Origin of the sequence: Pseudomonas alcaligenes, assembly GCF_014490745.1 — a bacterium.
In the GTDB taxonomy this organism is placed as follows: domain Bacteria; phylum Pseudomonadota; class Gammaproteobacteria; order Pseudomonadales; family Pseudomonadaceae; genus Aquipseudomonas; species Aquipseudomonas alcaligenes_C.
In genome coordinates, this window is the sequence record NZ_LZEU01000001.1 from 3,534,661 (window position 1) to 3,557,991 (window position 23,331).

25 protein-coding genes are annotated in these 23,331 nt (G+C 66.8%); 13 read left to right on the forward strand and 12 right to left on the reverse strand.

The features are described from left to right. Nucleotides 1–10: 10 nt before the first annotated feature. Together A9179_RS16095 and A9179_RS16100 are read right to left on the reverse strand one after the other, a co-directional pair. Complete coding sequence (locus tag A9179_RS16095) at nucleotides 11–283, reverse strand: acylphosphatase (RefSeq protein ID WP_187807227.1); 273 nt, start codon at nucleotides 281–283, stop codon at nucleotides 11–13. Between the two features lie 4 nt (nucleotides 284–287). Next, entirely contained in the window at nucleotides 288–722 is a 435-nt protein-coding gene (locus A9179_RS16100) for a TlpA family protein disulfide reductase (protein ID WP_394354734.1), read from the reverse strand. 63 nt (nucleotides 723–785) lie between these two features. Between A9179_RS16100 and A9179_RS16105 the strand changes: the two genes are divergently transcribed. Both A9179_RS16105 and A9179_RS16110 read left to right on the forward strand, forming a co-directional pair. After that, nucleotides 786–2,195 (forward strand): PilZ domain-containing protein, encoded by a 1,410-nt coding sequence (locus A9179_RS16105; protein WP_187807229.1) that lies wholly within the window; start codon nucleotides 786–788, stop codon nucleotides 2,193–2,195. 110 nt (nucleotides 2,196–2,305) lie between these two features. Next, nucleotides 2,306–2,698, forward strand: a complete 393-nt coding sequence (locus tag A9179_RS16110) for a hypothetical protein (protein ID WP_187807230.1) — start codon at nucleotides 2,306–2,308, stop codon at nucleotides 2,696–2,698. Nucleotides 2,699–2,768: 70 nt separating this feature from the next. Here the strand turns inward: A9179_RS16110 and A9179_RS16115 are convergent, their stop codons facing one another. Beyond that, nucleotides 2,769–2,963, reverse strand: coding sequence for a hypothetical protein (locus tag A9179_RS16115; protein WP_187807231.1), 195 nt, complete (start codon nucleotides 2,961–2,963; stop codon nucleotides 2,769–2,771). 175 nt (nucleotides 2,964–3,138) lie between these two features. Continuing rightward, nucleotides 3,139–4,356 (reverse strand): virulence factor BrkB family protein, encoded by a 1,218-nt coding sequence (locus tag A9179_RS16120; RefSeq protein WP_187807232.1) that lies wholly within the window; start codon nucleotides 4,354–4,356, stop codon nucleotides 3,139–3,141. A 92-nt stretch (nucleotides 4,357–4,448) separates the two neighbouring features. Between A9179_RS16120 and arsC the strand changes: the two genes are divergently transcribed. The 3 genes from arsC to A9179_RS16135 are packed head-to-tail and all read left to right on the forward strand — an operon-like array spanning nucleotide 4,449 to nucleotide 5,804. Next, nucleotides 4,449–4,802, forward strand: a complete 354-nt coding sequence (gene arsC, locus A9179_RS16125; protein WP_187807233.1) for an arsenate reductase (glutaredoxin) — start codon at nucleotides 4,449–4,451, stop codon at nucleotides 4,800–4,802. Beyond that, complete coding sequence (gene wrbA, locus A9179_RS16130; RefSeq protein ID WP_187807234.1) at nucleotides 4,799–5,404, forward strand: NAD(P)H:quinone oxidoreductase; 606 nt, start codon at nucleotides 4,799–4,801, stop codon at nucleotides 5,402–5,404. The genes arsC and wrbA overlap by 4 nt, the downstream gene beginning before the upstream one ends. After that, the gene (locus tag A9179_RS16135; RefSeq protein WP_187807235.1) at nucleotides 5,397–5,804 is read left to right on the forward strand and encodes a DUF2069 domain-containing protein; all 408 of its coding nucleotides are present in this window, start codon (nucleotides 5,397–5,399) and stop codon (nucleotides 5,802–5,804) included. The genes wrbA and A9179_RS16135 overlap by 8 nt, the downstream gene beginning before the upstream one ends. A 43-nt stretch (nucleotides 5,805–5,847) precedes the next feature. On the opposite strand, the gene hda is transcribed toward A9179_RS16135, so the two are convergent. The 3 genes from hda to A9179_RS16150 all read right to left on the reverse strand — a co-directional run bounded on the left by hda (nucleotide 5,848) and on the right by A9179_RS16150 (nucleotide 8,735). Then, on the reverse strand, nucleotides 5,848–6,552 hold the full coding sequence (hda, locus tag A9179_RS16140; RefSeq protein ID WP_187807236.1) for a DnaA regulatory inactivator Hda: 705 nt from the start codon (nucleotides 6,550–6,552) through the stop codon (nucleotides 5,848–5,850). Continuing rightward, nucleotides 6,549–7,643 (reverse strand): AI-2E family transporter, encoded by a 1,095-nt coding sequence (locus A9179_RS16145; RefSeq protein ID WP_187808611.1) that lies wholly within the window; start codon nucleotides 7,641–7,643, stop codon nucleotides 6,549–6,551. Before A9179_RS16145 ends, hda begins: the two co-directional genes overlap by 4 nt. A gap of 66 nt (nucleotides 7,644–7,709) precedes the next feature. Continuing rightward, a complete protein-coding gene (locus A9179_RS16150) occupies nucleotides 7,710–8,735 on the reverse strand; it encodes a DUF2066 domain-containing protein (protein WP_187807237.1) in 1,026 nt (341 codons plus the stop codon). Between the two features lie 205 nt (nucleotides 8,736–8,940). Here A9179_RS16150 and purM point away from each other — a divergent pair, with 205 nt between their 5' ends. From purM to A9179_RS16170, 4 genes are all read left to right on the forward strand, one after another. Then, nucleotides 8,941–9,999, forward strand: coding sequence for a phosphoribosylformylglycinamidine cyclo-ligase (purM, locus tag A9179_RS16155; protein WP_187807238.1), 1,059 nt, complete (start codon nucleotides 8,941–8,943; stop codon nucleotides 9,997–9,999). Beyond that, entirely contained in the window at nucleotides 9,999–10,646 is a 648-nt protein-coding gene (gene purN, locus A9179_RS16160) for a phosphoribosylglycinamide formyltransferase (protein ID WP_394354735.1), read from the forward strand. Before purM ends, purN begins: the two co-directional genes overlap by 1 nt. 8 nt (nucleotides 10,647–10,654) lie before the next feature. After that, nucleotides 10,655–11,371, forward strand: a complete 717-nt coding sequence (locus A9179_RS16165; protein WP_187807239.1) for a DUF3108 domain-containing protein — start codon at nucleotides 10,655–10,657, stop codon at nucleotides 11,369–11,371. Nucleotides 11,372–11,476: 105 nt separating this feature from the next. Beyond that, on the forward strand, nucleotides 11,477–11,752 hold the full coding sequence (locus A9179_RS16170; RefSeq protein ID WP_187807240.1) for a Rho-binding antiterminator: 276 nt from the start codon (nucleotides 11,477–11,479) through the stop codon (nucleotides 11,750–11,752). Between the two features lie 223 nt (nucleotides 11,753–11,975). Here A9179_RS16170 and A9179_RS16175 read toward each other — a convergent pair whose 3' ends face one another. From A9179_RS16175 to cysM, 5 genes are all read right to left on the reverse strand, one after another. After that, a complete protein-coding gene (locus A9179_RS16175) occupies nucleotides 11,976–12,515 on the reverse strand; it encodes a DUF2058 domain-containing protein (protein ID WP_187807241.1) in 540 nt (179 codons plus the stop codon). A 21-nt stretch (nucleotides 12,516–12,536) separates the two neighbouring features. Further along, nucleotides 12,537–13,367 carry a nucleoside triphosphate pyrophosphohydrolase gene (gene mazG / locus A9179_RS16180; protein ID WP_187807242.1) on the reverse strand — a complete coding sequence of 277 codons (831 nt, stop codon included), beginning with the start codon at nucleotides 13,365–13,367 and terminating at the stop codon, nucleotides 12,537–12,539. Between the two features lie 156 nt (nucleotides 13,368–13,523). Further along, complete coding sequence (relA, locus tag A9179_RS16185; protein WP_187807243.1) at nucleotides 13,524–15,773, reverse strand: GTP diphosphokinase; 2,250 nt, start codon at nucleotides 15,771–15,773, stop codon at nucleotides 13,524–13,526. A 348-nt stretch (nucleotides 15,774–16,121) separates the two neighbouring features. Continuing rightward, entirely contained in the window at nucleotides 16,122–17,471 is a 1,350-nt protein-coding gene (gene rlmD, locus A9179_RS16190) for a 23S rRNA (uracil(1939)-C(5))-methyltransferase RlmD (protein ID WP_187807244.1), read from the reverse strand. Between the two features lie 2 nt (nucleotides 17,472–17,473). Then, on the reverse strand, nucleotides 17,474–18,361 hold the full coding sequence (gene cysM, locus A9179_RS16195) for a cysteine synthase CysM (RefSeq protein ID WP_187808613.1): 888 nt from the start codon (nucleotides 18,359–18,361) through the stop codon (nucleotides 17,474–17,476). 169 nt (nucleotides 18,362–18,530) lie between these two features. Between cysM and A9179_RS16200 the strand changes: the two genes are divergently transcribed. Genes A9179_RS16200 through A9179_RS16215 form a run of 4 tightly spaced genes read left to right on the forward strand, consistent with a single transcriptional unit; the run spans nucleotide 18,531 to nucleotide 23,169 of the window. Continuing rightward, entirely contained in the window at nucleotides 18,531–21,290 is a 2,760-nt protein-coding gene (locus A9179_RS16200; RefSeq protein ID WP_187807245.1) for a response regulator, read from the forward strand. Between the two features lie 17 nt (nucleotides 21,291–21,307). Beyond that, complete coding sequence (locus tag A9179_RS16205) at nucleotides 21,308–22,303, forward strand: 2-hydroxyacid dehydrogenase (protein WP_187807246.1); 996 nt, start codon at nucleotides 21,308–21,310, stop codon at nucleotides 22,301–22,303. A gap of 28 nt (nucleotides 22,304–22,331) precedes the next feature. After that, nucleotides 22,332–22,754 carry a hypothetical protein gene (locus tag A9179_RS16210; RefSeq protein WP_187807247.1) on the forward strand — a complete coding sequence of 141 codons (423 nt, stop codon included), beginning with the start codon at nucleotides 22,332–22,334 and terminating at the stop codon, nucleotides 22,752–22,754. A 10-nt stretch (nucleotides 22,755–22,764) separates the two neighbouring features. Beyond that, complete coding sequence (locus A9179_RS16215) at nucleotides 22,765–23,169, forward strand: META domain-containing protein (protein WP_187807248.1); 405 nt, start codon at nucleotides 22,765–22,767, stop codon at nucleotides 23,167–23,169. Nucleotides 23,170–23,331: the final 162 nt, after the last annotated feature.

Consider the following 23,331-nt stretch of genomic DNA (forward strand, 5'->3'; position numbering starts at 1 on the left):
AGCCTGGCAGTCAGCGCCGCACGATAAAACCGGCGACGCCCTGTACAGGCTGCTCCTCCAGCTCCAGCGCATCGACCCGCGCCCGTTCCGGGCCATGCGCCAGCCAGGCCGCCAGTTCGCGCACCTGCGCCTCCTCCCCTTCCGCCAGCACCTCCACCCGGCCATCGGCCAGGTTGCGCACCCAGCCATCCAGCTCCAGGCGTTCTGCCTGCTCGGCCGTGCTCTGGCGGAAGTACACGCCCTGCACCTTGCCGCTGACATATCCGTGCACACAGATGCGCATCGCCCTACTCCTCAGCCTGCAGCTGTGCCAGCCTGGCCTGCAGGCCGGCGGCAGTCTGCTCACCGACCAGGCGCTCGCGCAGGCGGCCACTGGCATCGATGATAAAGGTCGTCGGCAGCACATCACTGCGCGCCAACTCCAGGTGCTGCGCCGGATCCTGCGCCAGCACGGTGAAACGGATACCGAGACTGCGCGCGGCCTCGGCCAGATCCTCGCCCTGCAGGGCATCGTAGTTGACCCCGAGCACCCGCCCGTGGCGCCCCTGCAGCTGATCGTCGAGGCGGTTCAGCTCGGGAATCTCGGTACGGCAGGGACCGCACCACTCGGCCCAGTAATTGATCACTAACCACTGGCCTTCCAGTTGCTCAGCCGGTACCTTCTGTCCATGCTGATCGACGCCCCAGTCCTCGGCACATCCGGCCACTAGAAGCCCGGACATCAGACCTAACACCATCTGGAGTTGCCGCCTCATGCATTCGCTCCTCGTGCACGCGGAGTTGATATGACGCTGGATGCCCTGCGCCTGGAAGTGCCGGACATTCTCCACGAGGATGCCCCACCGATTGCCGGCCTGAGCGATCAGCTCGCGGCCGCCCGTAAGCTGCCACCACAGGAGGCGCTTCAGCAGCAGCTGAGCCTGCTGTTCCGCCTCAATCGCAGCGGCATGACCTTACTGGAAAGGCAGCGTACCCTGCAAAGCTTCAGCGAGGAATATCGCCACTGCTCGGCCGCTCTGCGCCAAGGCATGCCGCCCTCGCCGCTGTTCGTGCACCTGTGCGACGAGCTGGCCGTCGGCTTCAAGCGCCTGCTGCTGCAGATCCTCCAGGGCCGCCAGCCTTCGCTGCCGCACCTGGCCTGGTGCCTGTACATGGCCCAGCACTTCCTCTCGCAGAGCCTGATGCGCCACTACCAGCTGTACCGCGAGCCGCCCGCCGCACTGTGGCGCGACAGCCACCTGCTGTACTGGCTCGGCGAGCATCAGGGCTGCCTGGACGAGCATGTCGCCGCGCCCTTCCAGCCGACACCTGCCGGCACCCTGCGCGGCCTCTACCAGCAGATGCTGCTGCTGGCCCTGAGCAACCCCTTCCATCTCGCCGAGGGCGAATGCCCGCTGCTGTTCGCTGCCCTGACGCCGCTGGCCGAGCTGGCTCGCCTGCTGCCCTGGGACGAAGAGGATGAGCACGATGGCCCGCTGATCGACCTCAGTCACGACCAGGCCAGCCTGAGCCTCGACCAGCCGGCGTCCAGTGCCCCTGCCTACCTCAGGCGCCTGGAACTGGGTGCCCTGCTGGTGGCGCTGCACGAACCTGCGCCTCTGCAGAGCCCGATCGAGCGCAGCCTGCTGGAGAAGGTTCGCCACCACTGGCTGGGGCGCCAGCAGCGCCGCCATCCGCGCGCCGACTTCAGCGCCGACTGCAATCTGGTCATCGGCCTCGGCGCCATCCACTCCCAGTTGCTGGAGAAGCGCCCGCAAAGCTGCGCCGCGCAAATGCTCGATGCCAGCGCCGGCGGTGCACGCCTGCTGTGCCATGCCGACCTGTCCAGCCAGCTGCCCGTCGGCCAGCTGACCCTGGTGCTGCCCCACAGCGGCACGCCGACCCTGGCCCTGGTGCGCTGGCGCCACCAGAACCAGGAGGGCCTGCACCTCGGCCTGCGCTACCTCAAGGGCCTGCCCCGCGCGGTATGGCTGCGCCGCGCCCCCAGCGCCCAGACCCACCCCGGCGTACTGCAGAGCACACCGGCCCCCGGCACCGGCTGGCACCACGGCCTGTGGTTGCCGTGCGGGCAGTTCGTCGAAGGCGAGCAACTCTGGCTGCAACTGGCCAACGTCAACACCCAGGCGGCCATGCCCCTGCCGGCCGCCAACCTGAGCACCACCTGCGTGGTACGCCACCCGCTGCGTCTGGCCTGATCTGCGACGAAAATCACAGGAAGCGGCGGCGAAGTGCACAGTTTCCGTGCACTTCGCCTGCCTATAATCGCCCCACTCCAACAAACCAGAAGACCAACCGGAGCCTGTCCATGACCCAAGCCACCGACAAGCTGATCGGCCCTGTTCCGTCGAGCATCGTCAACAGCGCCCGCAGCAGCGTCACCCCCTATGAAGGGCGGGTGGCCGAATTCAATGTGGCGACCTGGCTGCACCTGCCCGGCCTGGCCAATCTGCCGGTGTCCCTGCTGGTCAACTACCGCGATGGCAGCCAGCAGCGCGAAGTGGCAGTGGATCACGGCAAGGTCAACCTGCAGAGCAAGGTAATGCTCTCCGGCATCGCCCGCCTGCCGTTCAAACAGAAGATCGAAGACATGCAGATCCGCCTGCGCTGCGCCGTGCAGGTACAGGGCCTGATCGTCGAAGAGTTGTTCGTGCAAGCCGTGGAACTCAGTGTCAACCCGGTGCAACAAGCACTGGCTTGACCCCTCAGCCTTTCCCCAACCCCGCCTTGCGCGGGGTTTGTTTTTTCTGTGCGGCGCAAACGTCTCGGCGTCAGAACACCCCGAAGCGCACCACGCTGGCCCCCTCATCCACCGCCACCACGTCTTCCGTCGCCTGGCGCGCCTGCGGCACCAGTGACTGCGGCCAGCGCGCGAAGCGCAGGCCGGTAATCCGATTCAGACGTTCCAGCGCCTCGTCCGATTGCGGTGGATGCAGCGGAACCACTTTGCCTTTCTGACTACTCATACATCCCATCCCTGATTCACTTCAGGCTGCTGGCAGTCTGCCAGTAATTACCAGACAGATTGCCAGAAGCATGCCAGCCTTCCAGGCTGCCAAATCCCTGCATTTACACGCCTTTCAGCGCCTCGCGCAGACACCACCTTGCCCTAAACTGACGAAAAACGTCACCCCCATCCACTCAGTCCCGCGCCTGCAGCCATTGCGCCAGGCTGCCGCTGAACAACGCCGCCTGCTCCTCATGCAGCATCAGCAGAGCCCCGCGCAGGGCCGGGTACCAGGCCTCGTCGAGCTGCTCGGGCAGCTGCGCCGGCAACGGCAGCGGCCAGGGGCTGCGGCCCAGCAACTGGTGCAGGCTGTAGTGCTGCAGATCGCGACACAGCACCCAGCCGCCCCCCGAGGCCCGGCAGGCCAGCTGCTCGCGCTCGAAGAAGTCGAGGATTTCCTCCCACTCATCCTCCGGCAGCAGCCAGCCCTCGCGCTGCACATCGGCATGACGCACCGCCAGGCCGCGCTGCTGGCGCTCGTGGAACACCCGCAGCACGCCCAGCAGCACCAGCAGGCGCGGCAAGGCACGGCGCCGCCAGTGCCGCGACGAGGACAGGTTGCACACCAGCTCGGCACCGAACAGCACGATCAGCCAGGACAGATAGACCCACAGCAGGAACAGCGGCACCGTGGCGAAAGCGCCATAGATCAGCTGATAACCGGGGAACAGGCTGACATAGAGACCGAACAGCGCCTTGGCGATCTCGAACAGCACGGCCGTGAAGAAACCGCCGAACAGGGCATGGCGAATCGGCACCCGGGCATTGGGCACCGTTGCATAGATCAGGGTGAAGGCCGCCATGCTCGACAGCAGCGGCGCGAAGCCGAGCAGGGTCTTGGCACCGATCAGCGCATCCGGCCCGGACAGCAGCGACAGCGAGGCGATATAGGTGCTCACCGCGAAGCCCACGCCCAGCAGCAGCGGGCCAAGGCTGAGAATCGCCCAGTACAGCAGGAAGCTGGACACCCCACGGCGTGGCTGGCGCACACGCCAGATGGCGTTGAACGCCTTCTCGATGGTCACCAGCATCATGAAGGCGGTCACCGCCAGCAGCACCACACCGGCCCAGGTCAGGTGGCGGGCCTGGGTGGTGAAGGCCTGCAGATAGGCCTGCACCGTCTCGCCGGACGACGGCACGAAGTTGTGGAAGATGAACGCCTGGATCTGCTCGCCCATGCCCTGGAACACCGGGATCGCCGAGAGCATGGCGAAGGTCACGGTCATCATCGGCACCACCGCGAACAGCGTGGTGTAGGTCAGCGCGGCCGCACTGTGCATGGCGCGATCGGCGAGAAAACGCTGGAACAGGAACCGCCAGAACTCCACCAGATCATCCAGCCGCTGCCGCATGCCCTCTCCTTAGATGCTATTCGATACGCGCCGCGCCCCCAGGCGCCGAGGCAGGTAGAATAGCGCCCTCACTCGCCAATAGGCACCCGCCGATGACCGATCTGACCCTCTATCACAACCCGCGCTGCTCGAAATCCCGCGGCGCCCTGGAACTGCTCGAAGCCCGCGGCCTGACCCCGGCCGTGGTGCGCTACCTGGAAACCCCGCCCAGCGCCAGCGAACTGCAGGCTCTGCTCGGCAAGCTCGGCATCGGCGCCCGCCAGTTGCTGCGCACTGGCGAGGACGAATACAAGGCGCTCAACCTGGCCGACGCCAGCCTCAGCGAAGCCCAGCTGATTGCCGCCATGGTCGCCCACCCGAAACTGATCGAGCGGCCGATCCTGATCGCCGGCGACAAGGCGGTGATCGGCCGTCCGCCGGAGAAGGTACTGGAGCTGCTGGCATGAGTACGCCCTACATCCTGGTGCTCTACTACAGCCGCCACGGCGCCACTGCCGAGATGGCCCGGCAGATTGCCCGCGGCGTCGAGCTGGGCGGCCTGGAAGCGCGCCTGCGCACCGTGCCGGCGGTCTCCGCCGACTGCGAGGCCAGCGCCCCGGCCATTCCTGAAGACGGCCCGCTGTACGCCAGCCTCGATGACCTCAAGCACTGCGCCGGCCTGGCCATCGGCAGCCCGACCCGCTTCGGCAACATGGCCGCGCCGCTCAAGTACTTCATCGACGGCACCAGCAGCCTGTGGCTGACCGGTGAACTGGTCGGCAAGCCGGCTGGCGTGTTCACCTCCACTTCCAGCCTGCACGGCGGCCAGGAAAGCACCCTGTTGTCCATGCTGCTGCCACTGCTGCACCACGGCATGCTGGTCTGCGGCCTGCCCTACAGCGAAGGCGCCCTGCTGGAAACCCGCGGCGGCGGCACGCCCTACGGCCCCAGCCACCACGCTGGCAGCGATGGCAAGCGCGCCCTCGACGAACATGAAATCGGCCTGTGCCGCGCCCTTGGCCAGCGCCTGGCCGCAACCGCCCTGAAGCTGGAGTCCCCGCGTGGCTAAGCAAGCTAAACCCCTTCCCGCCCTCGACTGGCTGCAACCACGGGTTGCTCTCACCCGCGCCCTCAGCCTGTTCAGCTTCATCGCCCTGAGCATCCTGTTGCTGGCCTGGAACCTGTTCTACGCCGACCTGCATGGCGCGCGGCCCTGGGTGGTGCTGGCGATCCAGCTGGGGCCGCTGCTGCTGCTCGCCCCCGGCCTGCTGCTGGGCAACGCCCGCGCCCATGCCTGGGCCTGCTTCGTGATGAACATCTACTTCATCCAGGGCATCCTGGCCGCCATCGATCCAGCCCGCAGCCTGTTCGGCCTGCTGGAAACCGTGATCAGCTTCAGCCTGTTCTGCAGCGCCCTGCTCTACACCCGCTGGCGCTTCCAGTACGAGCGCAAGCTGGCCGGCGAGTAACACCAGCCATGGCAGCGCCGCGCAGGCACTGCCATCGCGGCCCTTACCAACCCAGGGTTTCTTTCAGGAAGGGGATGGTCAGCTTGCGCTGGGCCTGCAGCGAGGCCTGGTCGAGGCGTTCGAGCAGCTCGAACAGCGCGCTCATGCTGCGCTCGCCGCGGGTGAGGATGAAACGGCCTACCTCGTCGGTCAGGTGCAGGCCGCGGCGCGAGGCGCGCAGCTGCAGGGCGCGCAGCTTGTCCTCGTCGGACAGGGCATGCAGCTGGAACACCAGGGCCAGGGTCAGGCGCGACTGCAGATCGGCCAGGCCCAGCGGCAGTTCGCGCGGCGCGGCGGCGGCAGCCAGCAACAGGCGCCGGCCGCTGTCACGCAGGCGGTTGAACAGATGGAACAGCGCCTCTTCCCAGTCCGCCCGGCCGACCACAGCATCCAGGTCGTCCAGGCACACCAGCTCGCACTGCTCCAGGTTATCCAGCACCTGCGGGCCGAACTCGGCCACCTCGGCCAGCGGCAGGTAGACCACCGCCTCGCCGCGCTGCTCGAAGCGCAGACAGGCCGCCTGCAGCAGGTGGCTGCGGCCCACGCCATCGCTACCCCAGAGGTAGATCAGGCTTTCCGTCCAGCCGGCATCGGCCTCGCACAGACGTTCGACATAGCCCAGTGCGGCGGCATTGGCACCCGGGTAGTAGTTGGCAAAGGTGGCGTCGTCGCGCAGGCGCACGCCTAGGGGAAGCTGAACTGGTTTCATGCGTTGGGCGGCGGATCTTGCGAGGCGCCGGAAGACTCTCCGTAAAGTTCGGAAAGTTTATAGAAATCATGCGCATGGCGCAGCAGCACCATGATGATTGCGGCAACCGGCAGGGCCAACAACACACCGACGAAGCCAAATAGCTGGCCACCGGCGAGGATGGCGAAGATTACGGCCACCGGATGCAGGCCGATGCGATCCCCCACCAGCATCGGGGTCAGCAGCATGCCTTCGAGCAGTTGACCGACGCCAAACACCGCCAGTACGCCGAGCAGCGGGTACATCTCGAAACCACCGTACTGGAACAGCGCCGCCAATACGGCGGAGCCGAAACCGACCACGAAGCCCATGTACGGCACGATGCTGGCCAGACCGGCCAGCAGGCCGATCAGCAGGCCCAGCTCCAGCCCCACCAGCATCAGGCCACTGGCATAGATGAAGGCCAGCGCCAGCATCACCAGCAACTGGCCGCGGACGAAGGCACCGAGCACCTCGTGGCACTCGCCGACCAGCTTGACCACCAGCGACTCGCGCGCTCGCGGCAGCAGGTTGCGCAGCCGCCCTACCATCAGATCCCAGTCGCGCAACAGGTAGAAGGCCACCACCGGAATCAGCAGCAGGTTGCCCAGCCAGGCGAGCAGCGCCAGGCTCGAGGCCGTAGCCTGGGTCAGCACCGCCCCGACTATATCGGTGGTCTTGCCCAGATGCCCGGCCAGCGCGGCCTTGAGCTGATCGAAGCGCCAGAAGCCTTCGCCCAGCCCCAGCTGTGCCTGCACCCAGGGCAGGGCCTGGTGCTGCAGCCAGTCGAGGCCCTGCGGTGCCAGCTCGTACAGGCGCACCAGCTGGCGGCCGAGCATGGGCACCAGCACCAGCAGCAGAATCAGCAACAGCAGGCTGAACAGGGTGAATACCAGCACCACGCCCCAGGTGCGCGACAGCTTGTGGCGCTCCAGGCGATCCACCAGCGGGTCGCCCATGTAGGCCAGCAGCATGGCCACTAGGAACGGCGACAGTACCGGCGACAGCAGGTAGAGCAGCCAGCCGCACAGGCACAGCCCGGCCAGCCACATCCAACGCCGCGAATCGGTCATTTCAGACATTCCACCTTGCTCCATGCAGTGTTCCGCCCACTCAGACGGTGGGCGGGCTATCCGGTGTTACCAGTGAAAGCGCAGCAGATTGGCCGGCGCAGGCGCCGGCGTGGTGCCCAGCTGGGCGCTGGCATCCAGTGGCGCGGCCGTGGCCGGAACTTCCTGCAGGCCGGCCAGGCCCAGCTGGGCGCGCAGCTGCTCGCTGCTGGCGCTGACCTGCCAGGTCAGCTGGTCGCCCTTGACCTGCAGCAGGCGTGCGGCGAACGGCTCGAGCAGGCGTTCCAGTTCGGCATAGCGAGCCAGGCTGGCGCCCTGTACCTCGACGATCATGGCGCTGGCCGCGCCCGGCTTGACCACGAAACGCGGTGCCAGACGCTGGCTCACCGCCAGCAGCACGGCATCGGCCAGGGCATTCTGGTCAGCGCCCTGGGCACTGCCCTGCTCGCGGCTGTCGCCCAGCCACAGGCGCCACTGCGCCTGCCACTGCCCCCCCTCTTCATGGGCCTGCACGGCCAGCAGGGCATCGGCGGCGTAGCGCTCGGAAACCGGCTGCAGCGCATCGGCCTGGTTGGCACCGAGGTTTTCCGGGGTTGCCACCAGTTGTTCGGAAAGGTCGGCCAGCGGCAGGCGCAGTGGCAGGCCACGGTGCTGGGCGGCCTGGCGCAGGGGCGCGGCGGCTTCCTGGCCATCGCCCAGCAGGCTGGCGCCTTCGCCGGTGGTATTCAGCCACCAGGCGAGAATGGCAGGGCGGTTGGCGCCCCACAGGGGCACGCCGGCCTCGCGCAGCTTGTTCTCAGTGGTCAGCGGATCGAAATCCACCACCAGCTTGTCGCCGTCATAGCTGAAGCGGCTGACCAGCTGCTGCGGATCCTGGCGCACCCCGGCCAGGGCCGGCGCCTGCACGGCCTGGGCATCGCCGCTGAGGCGCAACACCAGGGTCTCCAGGGCGCGCCCGAGGGCGGCGTTGCGCTCGTCCGGCTGCTGGCTGGTGACCGCCTCGCGCACCTGATAGAGATCGCTGACCGTTTCCGCATGGACAGACAGACCGAACAGGGCAAGACAGGAGGCAAACAGACAGGCAGATAGACGCATGGCGGGTTCCGGGCTGAGGCTGCGCGGTTGTCGCGCGCGAAGGGCTATACCTTAAACAGCCGCCCCGCACCCGGCAACCGTCGGGGCCGGTGGCCGCTGGCGGGCAAGCCTGATAAAATCGCGCGCCTTCGCAGACCGGCACGCACGCAGGCCTCCATCCTGCCCGGTCGACCCCAGCATTCCCCCCTTTCAAAGGCCCGATCCCATGAGCAAGCAACCCTCCATCAGCTACAAAGACGCCGGTGTGGACATCGACGCCGGTGAAGCCCTGGTCGAACGCATCAAAGGCGTCGCCAAGCGCACCGCGCGCCCGGAAGTCATGGGTGGCCTGGGTGGTTTCGGCGCCCTGTGTGAAATCCCCGCCGGCTACAAGCAGCCGGTACTGGTCAGCGGCACCGACGGCGTCGGCACCAAGCTGCGCCTGGCGCTGAACCTGAACAAGCACGACAGCATCGGCCAGGATCTGGTCGCCATGTGCGTCAACGACCTGGTGGTGTGCGGCGCCGAGCCGCTGTTCTTCCTCGACTACTACGCCACCGGCAAGCTCAATGTCGACGTGGCCGCCACCGTGGTTACCGGCATCGGCGCCGGTTGCGAGCTGGCCGGCTGCTCCCTGGTCGGCGGTGAAACCGCCGAGATGCCGGGCATGTACGAAGGCGAAGACTATGACCTGGCCGGTTTCTGCGTCGGCGTGGTGGAAAAGGCCGAGATCATCGACGGCTCGAAAGTCGCCACCGGTGACGCACTGATCGCCCTGCCGTCCTCCGGCCCGCACTCCAACGGCTACTCGCTGATCCGCAAGATCATCGAAGTGTCCGGTGCCGACATCGAAACCACCCAGCTGGGCGGCAAGCCGCTGACCGAGCTGCTGATGGCGCCGACCCGCATCTACGTCAAGCCGCTGCTGAAACTGATCAAGGAAACCGGTGCGGTCAAGGCCATGGCCCACATCACTGGCGGCGGCCTGCTCGACAATATCCCGCGCGTGCTGCCGGAAGGCGCCCAGGCGGTGATCGACGTGGCCAGCTGGAACCGCCCGGCGGTATTCGACTGGCTGCAGGAGAAGGGCAACGTCGACGAGCATGAGATGCACCGCGTGCTCAACTGCGGCGTCGGCATGGTCATCTGCGTAGCCCAGGATCAGGTCGAAGCGACCCTGACCAGCCTGCGCGCCTCGGGCGAAGCCCCGTGGGTGATCGGCCAGATCGGCACCGCTGCCGAAGGCGCTGCCCAGGTTCTGCTGAACAACCTGAAAGCCCACTGATGGCCGACTGCAATGTCGTGGTGCTGATTTCCGGGTCTGGCAGCAACCTGCAGGCCCTGATCGACAGCACCGCCAGCGCTGACAGCCCGGCGTGCATCCGCGCAGTAATTTCCAACCGCGCCGACGCCTACGGCCTGGAGCGGGCCAAGCAGGCGGGCATCGCCACCCTGGTGCTCGATCACAAGCAGTTCGACGGCCGCGAGGCCTTCGACGCTGCGCTGGTCGAGGCCATCGACGGCTTCGACCCGCAGCTGGTGGTACTGGCCGGCTTCATGCGCATCCTCACTGGTGGCTTCGTCCGCCACTACGCCGGGCGCCTGCTGAATATCCATCCTTCGCTGCTGCCCAAGTACAAGGGCCTGCACACCCACCAGCGCGCGCTGGAAGCCGGTGACAGCGAGCACGGCTGCAGCGTGCACTTCGTCAGCGAGGAACTCGATGGCGGCCCTCTGGTCGTACAAGCGGTAGTGCCGGTACAGTCCGACGATACGCCGGACAGCCTGGCCCAACGGGTGCACCGCGAAGAACATCGCATTTATCCGCTGGCCATGCACTGGTTCGCCGCCGGCCGCTTGCGCCTCGCCGAACAGGGCGCAATGCTGGATAACCAGCCACTGCCGGCCACCGGACACCTGATCCGCTCATAGGAGAGCCCATGCCCCGCATCCTGCTGACGCTCCTCGCTCTGCTGAGCCTGCCCCTGCAGGCCGCCGAACTGCAGCCCTTCTCCGCCAGCTACACCGCCGACTGGAAACAGGTGCCGATCACCGGCACCGCCGGGCGCAGCCTCAAGCAACTGGACAACGGTCGCTGGGAGCTGGGCTTCGAGGCCGCCATGCTGGTCGCCAGCCTGCATGAAACCAGCACCCTGCGCCTGGAAAACGGTGCCCTGCTGCCGCTGACCTACCGCTTCGAACGTAGCGGCCTGGGCAAGAGCAAGGAAGTCGAGCTGGACTTCGACTGGACCGAGAAGCAGGTGCTCGGCAGCGACCGCGGCGACCCAGTACGCCTGACCCTCAACCGCGGCCTGCTGGACAAGTCGACCTACCAGCTGGCCCTGCAGCAGGATGTCGCCGACGGCAAGCAAAGCATGAGCTACCAGGTAGTCGACGGTGACGAGATCGAGACCTACGACTTCCGCGTGCTCGGCCCCGAGCGTGTGCGCACCCAGGCCGGGCTGATCGACGCGATCAAGGTCGAGCGCGTGCGCGACCCGACCCAGAGCACTCGCAAGACCATGATGTGGTTCGCCAAGGACTGGGACTACCTGCTGGTACGCCTGCACCAGGTGGAAACCGACGGCAAGGAATACCAGATCATGCTCAAGGACGGCACAGTCAACGGCCGCCCCGTCGAGGGCCTCAAGGAGTAAGCCTCCTGCTGCCAAACAAAAGCCGGGCCCTGCCCGGCTTTTTTCTGCCCGCTGCCCGGGCAGGCCAGCTAGGCTTGTGCCTTCAATCGGCCGGAGCCATCCACGATGAACGACACTTACCAACCACTGGCCTGCGACCTCTACGACTACCTGGAGATCGCCTGCATGCACGGCTACCGCCTGCGCATCGAGCTGGACGACGGCAGCGAGCTGGAGGCCACGGCAGTGACCACCCAGACCCGCGCGAGCAAGGAAGAGTTCTTCATCGTGCGCAACGCCAGCGGCGAACAGCAGCTGCGCCTCGACCGGCTGCTGGCGATCACCCCGCTGGATGCCGGCGCCAGCTTCGCCCGGGTGCTGCTGGGCAACCGTCACTGCTGAATGATGGCGTATCGAACGATCTGACCAGCCGCCAGAGCCCTGCAGTCGCCTGCTCTGGATTATTCCCCTGCGGGCCAGCGCATAGCGCTGGCCCGCAGGGGAATAATCCAGAAGGCGCGCAACCACTGCGCCCAGGTAGTTGCTCACCTGACCAAGCAACACATAACCACCACATCGCCATAAAAAAACCGGGCCAGGCCCGGTTTTTTTCATGCACCACGGATCACCACATCAGGTCATCCGGCACCTGGTAGGCGGCGTACGGATCATCGGCATCCGGCGCTTCGGTCGGCGTATTGAGCAGCAGCACGCGCTGCGCATCACGCTCCTGGATCTTCAGCGCCGCCTCTCGCGGAATCACCTCGTAACCGCCACCAAGGCGGACGATGGCCAGCGAGCCACGGCTGAGCTTGTCGCGCATCAGGTTGTTCACCGCGATGCGCTTGACCTTCTTCTCGTCGACGAAGTTGTAGTAGTCCTCGCCGTTGATCTTCGGTAGCCGGCTGCTCTCGATCAGTTGCTTGATCTGCGCGGCGATGGCCTTCTGCTGGGCCTTCTCCTGCTGCTGGCGGTTCAGCTCCTGGTCGCGCGCGGCCTTGTCGGCCATGGCCTGCAGGGCGGCCTGCTTCTGCGCATCGTCGACCTCGACCTGGCCCTTTTTCTCCAGGCGCTGTTGCTTCTGCTTCTGCTTGCCGGCCTGCTTGGCCTGCTTTTCATTGACCAGCCCGGCTTTGAGCAGCTGGTCGCGGAGGGAAAGGCTCATGGGTATCTGCGGTCTCTACGGTTAACAGCCAGGTTGCAGCTTTTCCTGCTTCTTGGCTTCGCCCCACAGGGCGTCCAGTTCTTCCAGGCTGCAATTCTCGATGGGCCGACCGCCCTCGCGCAATGCCTGCTCGATAAAACGAAAGCGCCGCTCGAACTTGCTGTTGGCACTGCGCAGCGCGGTTTCCGGATCGACCTTGAGGTGGCGGGCCAGGTTGGTGACCACGAACAGCAGGTCGCCGATCTCCTCGGCCACCGCCTCGGCATCGTTCTCGCTCATCGCCTCCAGGACTTCGTCGAGTTCCTCGCGCACCTTGTCCACCACCGGTAGCGCCTCCGGCCAGTCGAAACCGACCTGGGCCGCACGCTTCTGCAGCTTGGCCGCGCGACTCAGAGCCGGCAGCACGGTGGGCACATCGTCGAGCAGTGACAGCTGTTCGGGGGCTGCGGCCTTCTCGGCGCGCTCCTCGGCCTTGAGCTCCTCCCAGCGCTGCTTGACTGCCGCCTCCTCCAGCTTCGCCGCATCCGGCGCACCGTACAGGTCGCCATCGGGAAACACGTGGGGATGGCGGCGAATCAGCTTGCGGGTGATGCCATCGACCACCTGGGCAAACTCGAAACGCCCTTCCTCGCGGGCCAGCTGGCTGTAGTAGACGACCTGGAACAGCAGGTCGCCCAGCTCGCCGGGCAGGTGCTCGAAGTCGCTACGCTCGATGGCATCGGCCACCTCGTAGGCTTCCTCGATGGTGTAGGGAACTATGGTCGCGTAGCTCTGCTTGAGATCCCAGGGACAGCCGTGCTGCGGATCGCGCAGGCGGGCCATCAGGTGCAGCAGATCGTCGAGTTGGTACATGGGGTTTACCTGGTTCTCGCGGGTTTCACCCGCCCTACTGACTCAAGTGTTGAACGGCGCGGGCGAAGAGCTGGCCAGGCAGCCTCCCGCTCCCGGCGGAGACTGCATTCGCCACATCCCTGTGGCTGGCGATCACCACGCCAGGCCAAGCGCGGCTCAACTGTTGCTGCGGTTGCGTCGCGCCTCGATGATGTTGGGCAGCTGGCCGATGCGCGCCAGCAGCCGGCCCAGGGCATCCAGGCCGGGGATCTCGATGGTCAGCAGCATGGAGGCGGTGTTGTCCTCCTTGTTCGAGCGGGTATTCACCGCCAGCACGTTGATCCGCTCGTTGAGCAGCACCTGCGATACGTCGCGCAGCAGGCCGGAACGGTCGTAGGCCTTGATCACGATATCCACCGGATAGGTCTGCACCGGCACCGGCCCCCAGCTGACCTGAATGATCCGCTCCGGCTCGCGCCCGGCCAGTTGCAGCGCCGAGGCGCAGTCCTGGCGGTGGATGGAAACCCCGCGCCCGAGGGTGATGTAGCCCACGATCGGGTCGCCCGGCAGCGGCTGGCAGCAGCCGGCCATCTGCGTGAGCAGGTTGCCGACGCCCTGGATCTGGATGTCGCCACGCTTGCCCGGCTTGTAGCCGCCACCGGAACGCCGCGGAATCAGCTCCAGCTGCTCGCTGCCGCGCTCCGGCTCGACCAGCTGCTGGGCCAGGTTGACCGCATGGATCAGGCGCAGGTCGCCGGCACCGAGGGCGGCATACATGTCCTCGGCGGTCTTCAGGTTGCACTTGTCGGCCAGCTTCTCGAAATCCACCGCAGGCAGGGCCAGGCGGCTCAACTCGCGCTCGAGCATGGTCTTGCCGGCGGCGACGTTCTGGTCGCGCGCCTGCAGCTTGAACCAGTGGACGATCTTCGCCCGCGCCCGGCTGGTGGTGATGTAGCCGAGGTTCTGGTTCAGCCAGTCACGGCTCGGCGAGCCGTTCTTGCCGGTGATGATCTCCACCTGCTCGCCGGTCTGCAGGCTGTAGGTCAGCGGCACGATGCGCCCGTTGATCTTGGCGCCACGGCAGTTGTGGCCGATCTGGGTGTGCACGCGGTAGGCGAAATCCAGCGGCGTGGCGCCCTTGGGCAGGTCGATGGCGTGGCCGTCCGGGGTGAACACGTAGACCCGATCCGGCTCGATATCGACGCGCAGCTGCTCGGCCAGGCCGCCGATGTCGCCCAGTTCCTCGTGCCACTCGAGCACCTGGCGAAGCCAGGAGATCTTCTCTTCATAGTGGTCGGAGTTGCCCTTGACGTCGGTGCCCTTGTACTTCCAGTGCGCACACACGCCCAGCTCGGCTTCCTCGTGCATGCCGTTGGTACGGATCTGCACCTCCAGCACCTTGCCGTCCGGGCCGATCACCGCAGTGTGCAGCGAGCGGTAGCCGTTCTCCTTGGGGTTGGCGATGTAGTCGTCGAACTCCTTGGGGATATGTCGCCACAGGCTGTGCACGATACCCAGCGCGGTGTAGCAGTCGCGCACCTCCGGCACCAGCACGCGCACCGCGCGCACGTCGTAGATCTGGCTGAACTGCAGGCCCTTGCGCTGCATCTTCCGCCAGATCGAATAGATGTGTTTGGCGCGGCCGCTGATGTCCGGTTTGATCCCGGTGGCGGTCAGTTCGTCGCGCAGCTGCTGCATCACGTCGGCGATGTACTGCTCGCGATCCAGACGGCGCTCGTGCAGCAGCTTGGCGATCTGCTTGTACTGCTCAGGCTCCAGGTAGCGGAAGGACAGATCCTCCAGCTCCCACTTGATATGGCCGATACCCAGGCGATGGGCCAGCGGCGCATAGATATCGAAGACTTCGCGGGCGACGCGATGGCGCTTCTCGTCGTCGGCGTTCTTCACCGCACGGATCGCGCAGGTGCGCTCGGCCAGCTTGATCAGTGCCACGCGCACGTCGTCGACCATGGCCACCAGCATCTTGCGCAGGTTCTCCACCTGCGCCTGGGAGCCAAGCACCAGGGAGTCGCGCGGGTTGAGCGAGGCGCTGATCGCCGCCATGCGCAACACGCCTTCGATCAGCTTGGCCACCACCGGGCCGAACAGTTCCTGCACGCGCTTGAGGCTGGTCTTGCCTTCGCGCACGGCACGGTAGATCACCGCGGCGACCAGCGAGTCCTGGTCGAGCTTGAGGTCGGCGAGAATCTCGGCGATTTCCAGACCGGTCTGGAAACTCGAGGTGCCCTCGGCCCACAGGTTCTGGGCGGCATTGGCCTGCTGCTCGGCGTCGCGGGCGAACTCGCAGGCAACTTTCAGCGCCTCGCGATCCAGCGCGGGGTCGACGCTCAGGGCATGATCCAGCCATGCCTCCAGGTTGATGCTGCCATCGAGGTTGATGGGCTGATGCGCTCTGACCTGTACCATCTTTCTACCTTCCCTACGGCGAACCAGAATCCCGCCGGATGATCGCTGGTCTTCTCTGAACCAGTCGGATTTAAGGCCAGTCCCTGACCATTTTTGTCCACCGCGTTGCTGCCTGAAAATGGCTCAGGCTAGGCGCAGCCTGCCGGCAATGGCGCGCCCTTGCCAAGGGCTGCAACGCTGCTTGGGCCATTTTCAGGCGCAACCCGGAGGGACGAACCGATTTGACCGTAGGCCTGTGTTATTCGTCGTTCGTTTGGAGTAACCAAACTTCTCTCCTCATGCCGTGCCCTACGGTCAAATCGGTATCGTCGCGGCGGACAAAAATGGTCAGGGACAGGCCCCGGCATCCTAGCCCACCTCGAATAACGCCATCGCCTCCACATGTGCCGTCTGCGGAAACATGTCGAGAATCCCGGCTCGCTTCAGCCGGTAGCCCTGCTGCACCAGCTCCGCCGTATCACGGGCCAGGGTCGCCGGATTGCAGGACACATAGACCAGGCGCTGGGCACCCAGCGCGCCGATCTGTTTGACCACCTCGAAGGCGCCGTCACGCGGCGGATCGAGCAGTACCGCGTCGAACGCCTGACGCGCCCAGCTGGCCTCGGCCAGCGGTTTCGACAGGTCGGCCTGGAAAAAGTGCAGATTATCCAGCCCGTTGTCCGCCGCATTCTGCCGCGCGCGCTCGACCATCGCCTGCACGCCTTCCACCGCCACCACCTCGCCGACCTGGCGAGCCAGCGGCAGGGCAAAGTTGCCCAGGCCGCAGAACAGATCCAGCACCCGCTCGCCAGTCTGCGGCGCCAACCATTCTAGTGCCTGTTCGACCATGGCCTGATTGACCGCCGCATTGACCTGGACGAAATCCCCCGGCCGGTATTGCAGCTCGAGCGCCCAGGGCTCCAGGCGATAGCCCAGCGCCAGGCCCGGTTGATCCGCCTGCGGCTCGCCGGCGCCGTGCAACCACAGCTGCGCCTGGTGCTGGACACAGAAAGCCCGCAGGCGGGCCAGATCGCTCTCGCCCAGCGGCGCGGTATGGCGCAGCAACAGCGCCGACGCATTGCCGTGGAACAACTCGACATGGCCGACCGCCTGCGGCTTGTCCAGGCCCTGGAGCAGCGCCGGCAATCCCTGCAGCAATAGCTGCAAGGGCTGTACCAGTACCGCGCAGTCAGTAATGGCGACAATGTCCTGACTGGCCGCGGCGCGGAAGCCCACGTCCAGACGCTTGTGCTTGACGTCCCAGCGCACGGCGATGCGCGCGCGGCGCCGGTAGCCGAACTCCGGGCCGACCAGCGGCGCCGCCCATTCCTCCGGCTGCAAGCCGGCGACCCGCTGCAACTGCTCGGCCAGGCTGCGCTGTTTCAGGGCAAGCTGTTCGCTATGTGGCAGGTGCTGCAGGGTGCAACCGCCGCAGGTGCCGGCATGGACACACGGCGCCTGGCGGCGCAGTTCCACCGCCTGGAGGATGCGCTCGGCACGGGCCTCGACCACCTGGCTGCGCGCATTCAGCACGCGCGCCTCGACTTCTTCGCCCGGCAGCGCACCGGCGACGAACCAGCTGCGCCCCTCGACAAAGGCGATACCACGCCCATCGTTGGCCAGCCGCTCGATCGTCAGTTTCTGCTTCTTGCCTACCGGCACCTGGGCCTTGCGCTCACCGCCGGCAGGCTGGAAGCGTAGCGATCTGTGCTTGCTCATGGTTACTGGTTGAACAGGCCGGAGGACAGGTAACGGTCGCCGCGATCACAGATGATCGCCACCATCACCGCATTCTCGGTCTCGCGCGCCAGCTTGAGCATGGCCGCCACCGCACCGCCGGACGACACGCCACAGAAGATGCCTTCCTCGCGCGCCAGGCGGCGCATCATGTCCTCGGCCTCGGCCTGGGAGATATCCAGCACCCGGTCGACCCGGCTGGCGTCGTAGATGCTCGGCAGGTATTCCTGCGGCCAGCGGCGGATGCCGGGGATGGCCGAGCCGTCCTGCGGCTGCAGGCCGATGATCTCGACGGCCGGGTTCTGCTCCTTGAGGTAGCGCGAGGTACCCATGATGGTGCCGGTGGTGCCCATCGAGCTGATGAAGTGGGTGATCGCCCCCTGGGTCTGGCGCCAGATCTCCGGGCCGGTGCCCACGTAGTGCGCCTCGGGGTTGTCGCCGTTGGCGAACTGGTCGAGCACCTTGCCCTTGCCCTCGGCCTGCATGGCCAGGGCCAGGTCGCGAGCGACCTCCATGTTGTCCACCAGGATCAGCTCGGCACCGTAGGCAGTCATCGCCGCCTTGCGCTCCTCGGTGGAGTTGCCGGGCATGATCAGGATCATCTGGTAACCCTTGATCGCCGCCGCCATGGCCAGGGCGATGCCGGTATTGCCGCTGGTGGCCTCGATCAGCACATCGCCGGGTTGGATGGCTCCGCGCAGCTCGGCGCGGGTGATCATCGACATGGCCGGGCGATCCTTGACCGAACCGGCCGGGTTGTTGCCTTCCAGCTTCACCAGCAGGTGATTGCGCTCACTGCCGGGCAGGCGTTGCAGACGAACCAGCGGGGTGTTGCCGATGCAATCGGCGATGGTGGGGAACTGCAGGGTCATGGCGAACGAGCGATCCGGACACAAAAGGAAGACGCCCATGATAACGGCAAACCGCCCCCAGCCATATCGCGGCGACGGCATTCTCGTTCCCTCCGTCAGGTTCTTGCGGCTGTCCGCCCGCAGGCGCAGCCGCTAAACTCGCTCAACGATTCGCTTGCTGGAGAACCGCGTGTTCAAGGACCTCGGCATCAAGGGCCGCGTACTGCTGCTCACCCTGCTGCCCACCAGCCTGCTGGCCCTGGTGCTGGGCGGCTACTTCACCTGGATGCAGCTGGACGACCTGCGCAGCCAGTTGCAGGAGCGTGGCGAGCTGGTGGTGCAGCACCTGGCGCCGCTGGCTGCCCCGGCCCTGGCGCGCCAGGATGCGCTGCAGCTCGAACGGCTGGCCAAGGAAACCCTCAACCAGCAGGACGTGCGCTCCGTCGGCTTCCTCAGCAGCGAGCGCCAGCCCCTGGCCCAGGCCGGGCCGAACATGCTCAACCCACTGCCACAGAGCAACGGCGAACCGCTGGCCCAGGTCAGCAGCCAGGACGCCACGCGCTTTCTGCTGCCGGTCTATGGTCGCCATCAGAGCATCACCGGCAGCATCGACCCGGTGTCCGCCGACCGCCTGCTGGGCTGGGTGGAACTGGAGTTATCGCACCACCGCACCCTGCTGCAGGGCTATCGCAGCCTGTTCGCCAGCCTGCTGCTGATCGTCACCGGGCTGGCCGTCACCGCCCTGCTCGCCCTGCGCATGAGCCGCACCATCAACGACCCGCTGCGCACCATCAAGCAGGGCGTCGGCCAGCTCAAGGACGGCCATCTGGAAACCCGCCTGCCGCCGCTGGGCAGCCATGAACTGGACGAGCTGGCCGCCGGCATCAACCGCATGGCCGAGTCGCTGCAGAACGCCCAGGAAGAGCTGCAGCACAGCATCGACCAGGCCACCGAGGACGTGCGGCAGAACCTGGAAACCATCGAGATCCAGAACATCGAGCTGGATCTGGCGCGCAAGGAGGCCCTGGAGGCCAGCCGGATCAAGTCCGAGTTTCTCGCCAACATGAGCCACGAGATCCGCACCCCGCTCAACGGCATGCTCGGCTTCACCAACCTGCTGCAAAAGAGCGACCTCACCCCGCGCCAGCAGGACTACCTGAACACCATCGAGAAATCCGCCGAAAGCCTGCTGGTGATCATCAACGAGATCCTCGACTTCTCCAAGATCGAGGCCGGCAAGCTGGTGCTGGAAAGCCTGCCGTTCAACCTGCGCGACCTGATCCAGGACACCCTGACCATCCTCGCGCCGACCGCCCATGACAAGCGCCTGGAACTGGTCAGCCTGATCTACCGCGACACCCCGCTGTCGCTGCAGGGCGACCCGCAGCGCCTCAAGCAGGTGCTGACCAACCTGGTGAGCAACGCCATCAAGTTCACCCGCGAAGGCACCATCGCCGTGCGCGCCATGGTCGAGGACGAAAGCGACGACCGCGCCCAGCTGCGCATCAGCGTGCAGGACACTGGCGTCGGCCTCTCCGACGAAGACCTGCGCACCCTGTTCCAGGCCTTCAGCCAGGCCGACAACTCGCTGAGTCGCCAGGCCGGCGGCACCGGCCTGGGCCTGGTGATTTCCAAGCGCCTGATCGAGCAGATGGGTGGCGAGATCGGCGTCGACAGCAGCCCCGGCACCGGCTCGGAGTTCTGGATCAGCCTGAGCCTGCCCAAGGCCCGCGACGACAGCGAGGAGCTGCGCCGCGCGCCGCTGCTCGGCCGCCACGTCGTAGTGCTGGAGCGCCACGAGCTGACCCGCCAGGCCCTGCTCCACCAACTGGAGGATTGCGGCCTGCAGGTTCAGCCGTGCAACGACCTCGAGCAACTGCTCGAACTGGTCGCCGGCCAGCAGCAGGGCCCGCAGGCCGTGAGCCTGGCCGTGCTCGGCGTCAGCGTGCAGGAGCTGCCGCCGGAGCAACTCAGCCAGCGCATCTGGGATCTCGACCGGCTCGGCTGCAAGAGCCTGGTGCTCTGCCCCACCACCGAACAGGCGCTGTACCACGAGTCGCTGCCCGACGCCCACCTGCAGCTGCAGGCCAAGCCGGCCTGTACACGCAAGCTGCAACGCGGCCTCAGCGACCTGGTGCAGCCGCGCCAGGCGAAGAGCGACACCCGCCTGCCGCTGACCAGCCGCGCCCCGCGCCTGCTGTGCGTCGACGACAACCCGGCCAACCTGCTGCTGGTGCAGACCCTGCTCGGCGACATGGGCGCCGAGGTCACTGCCGTCGACAGCGGCTACGCCGCCCTGCAGGCGGTGCAGCAGCAGACCTTCGACCTGGTACTGATGGACGTGCAGATGCCCGGCATGGACGGCCGCCAGGCCACCGAGGCGATCCGCCTGTGGGAGCAGGAGCGCGAACGCAGCCCGATGCCGATCGTCGCCCTCACTGCCCATGCCCTGTCCAACGAGAAGCGCGCCCTGCTGCAGAGCGGCATGGACGACTACCTGACCAAACCGATCAGCGAGCGCCAGCTGGCCCAGGTGGTGCTCAAGTGGACCGGCCTGGCCCTGCGCAGCCATGCCATTCCCGCGCCGCTGGAAAGCCCGCCGAGCAGCAGCTCGCTGCGCGTGCTCGATGCCGAGGAAGGCCTGCGCCTGGCCGCCGGCAAGGCCGACCTGGCCGCCGACATGCTGGGCATGCTGCTGGCCTCGCTGGATGCCGACCGCCAGGCCATCCGCCAGGCCCGCGAAGCCGGCGAGCGCAGCGCGCTGATCGAGCGCGTGCACCGCCTGCACGGCGCCACCCGCTACTGCGGCGTGCCGCAGCTGCGCGCCGCCTGCCAGCACAGCGAAACCCTGCTCAAGCAGGATGCCCCGGGCGCCCAGCAGGCCCTGGACGAACTGGACGCTGCCATCGTCAAGCTGGCCGCGGAAGCCGCCATCGGTGCGGGCGCCTAGCCCGCTGCGGAGTGTGCATGCGCATCATCCTGTTCAACAGCAAGACCTATGACCGCGACAGCTTCCTCGCCGCCGCAGCCGGCGGCGACTGGCACCTGGAGTTCCAGGAGGCGCATCTCGGCCCGCAGACCACGGCCCTGGCCGCCGGCTGCGCGGTGGTCTGCGCCTTTATCAACGACGACCTGTCCGCGCCGGTGCTGGAGCGCCTGGCCGCCGGCGGCACGCGACTGATCGCCCTGCGTTCGGCCGGCTACAACCATGTCGACCTCAAGGCCGCACAGCGCCTGGGCCTGGCCGTGGTGCGGGTGCCCGCCTACTCGCCCCACGCGGTGGCCGAGCACGCGGCGGCGCTGATCCTGGCGCTCAACCGGCGCCTGCCGCGGGCCTTCAATCGCACCCGCGAGGGCGACTTCAGCCTGCACGGGCTGACCGGTTTCGACCTGCACGGCAAGACGGTCGGGGTGATCGGCGCCGGCAAGATCGGCCTGTGCTTCGCCCGCATCATGGCCGGCTTCGGCTGCCAGGTGCTGGTTCAGGACCCCTACCCGGTCAGCGGCCTGGGTGAGCTGGGCGCGCGCCAGGTGGAGCTGGACGAGCTGATCGGCAGCAGCGACATCATCAGCCTGCATTGCCCGCTGACCGACAGCAGCCACCACCTGATCAACGCCCAGCGCCTGGCGCAGATGAAACGCGGCGCCATGCTGATCAATACCGGGCGCGGCGCCGTGGTCGACACGCCGGCACTGGTCGAAGCGCTGAAGAGCGGCCAGCTCGGCTACCTGGGCCTGGATGTCTATGAAGAAGAGGCCGAGCTGTTCTTCGAGGATCGCTCCGACCAGCCCCTGCAGGACGACGTGCTGGCGCGCCTGCTGAGCTTCCCCAACGTCATAGTCACCGCCCACCAGGCCTTCCTGACCCACGAGGCGCTGGCGGCTATCGCCCAGACCACCCTGGACAACATCGCCGCCTGGGCCGCCGGCCATCCGGTCAATCAGGTGACACAGAGCGCGTGATAGCATGCGCGGCGATTTTGGAGGACTCATGGCCGAACACGATTTCCGTTATTCCCTGCTCAACCCCCAGCACACCCTCACCGAATGCCGCGCCCTGGCGCCCGGCCGCTACCAGGTGACCGGCAACGGCGGCGCCATCCAGAACGGCGACACCCTGCTGGTGACCCTCAAGGGCAGCCGCGAGCTGACCCTGCGCCTGGCTGTGGAAAAGGTGCGCCACCTGATCAACCCGCCCGGCCAGTGGCTGGCGGTGGCCAGCGGCCCGGCCTTCCGCGAGCTGGCTATCCTCAACTGGCAGGTCAACTGCGACGGCTGCGGCAAACAGCTGGATCTGGAATTCGCCGTGGACGCCGCCTTAGGCGAGAAGGCCCGCCCGGCCGCCGCCGAAGCCCGCCTGCTGGAACTCGGCTGGCACAATCGCAACGGCCAGCACTTCTGCCCTGGCTGCTAGGAGAAACCCCATGAAGCATTGCGCCGCCCTCACCCTGCTCGCCCTCGGTCTGGCCGGCTGCGCTGCCGACCCGGTGCAGCTGGAAAACGACAAGACCTACCAGGTGGAGTGGATCGGCGAACGCCCGCTGATCGACAACAGCCACCTGACCATCACTCTGGGTGACGATGGCCGCGCCTACGGCAACGCCGGCTGCAATCACTGGTTCGCCAGTTACACCCTGACTGACGACAAGCTGGTATTCGGCCCCGCCGGCAGCACCCGCAAGATGTGCGCCCCGGCGCTGATGGAGCAGGAGCAGCGCTTCCTTCAGGCGCTCGGCACCATCCAGCGCTGGGATGTATCCGGCATCGGCCAGCTGCGCCTGTGGCCCGCCGAGGGCAAGCCGATCCGCCTGTGGCCGGAAGAAGGCTAAGAGCCAAGCCCCGCGCTGCCCCCGCCAGCCTCGCGAAGGCAAAGCCCAGTAGCGCCGGCTCGGTGGCAGGGGCATGAGCGGAGTGCCGGTTCTCTAGATCCCCGCCTTCGCGAGGATGATGGAGCAAGGAGAGACACCGCCAGCAGGGCTGGTATCAGCGCT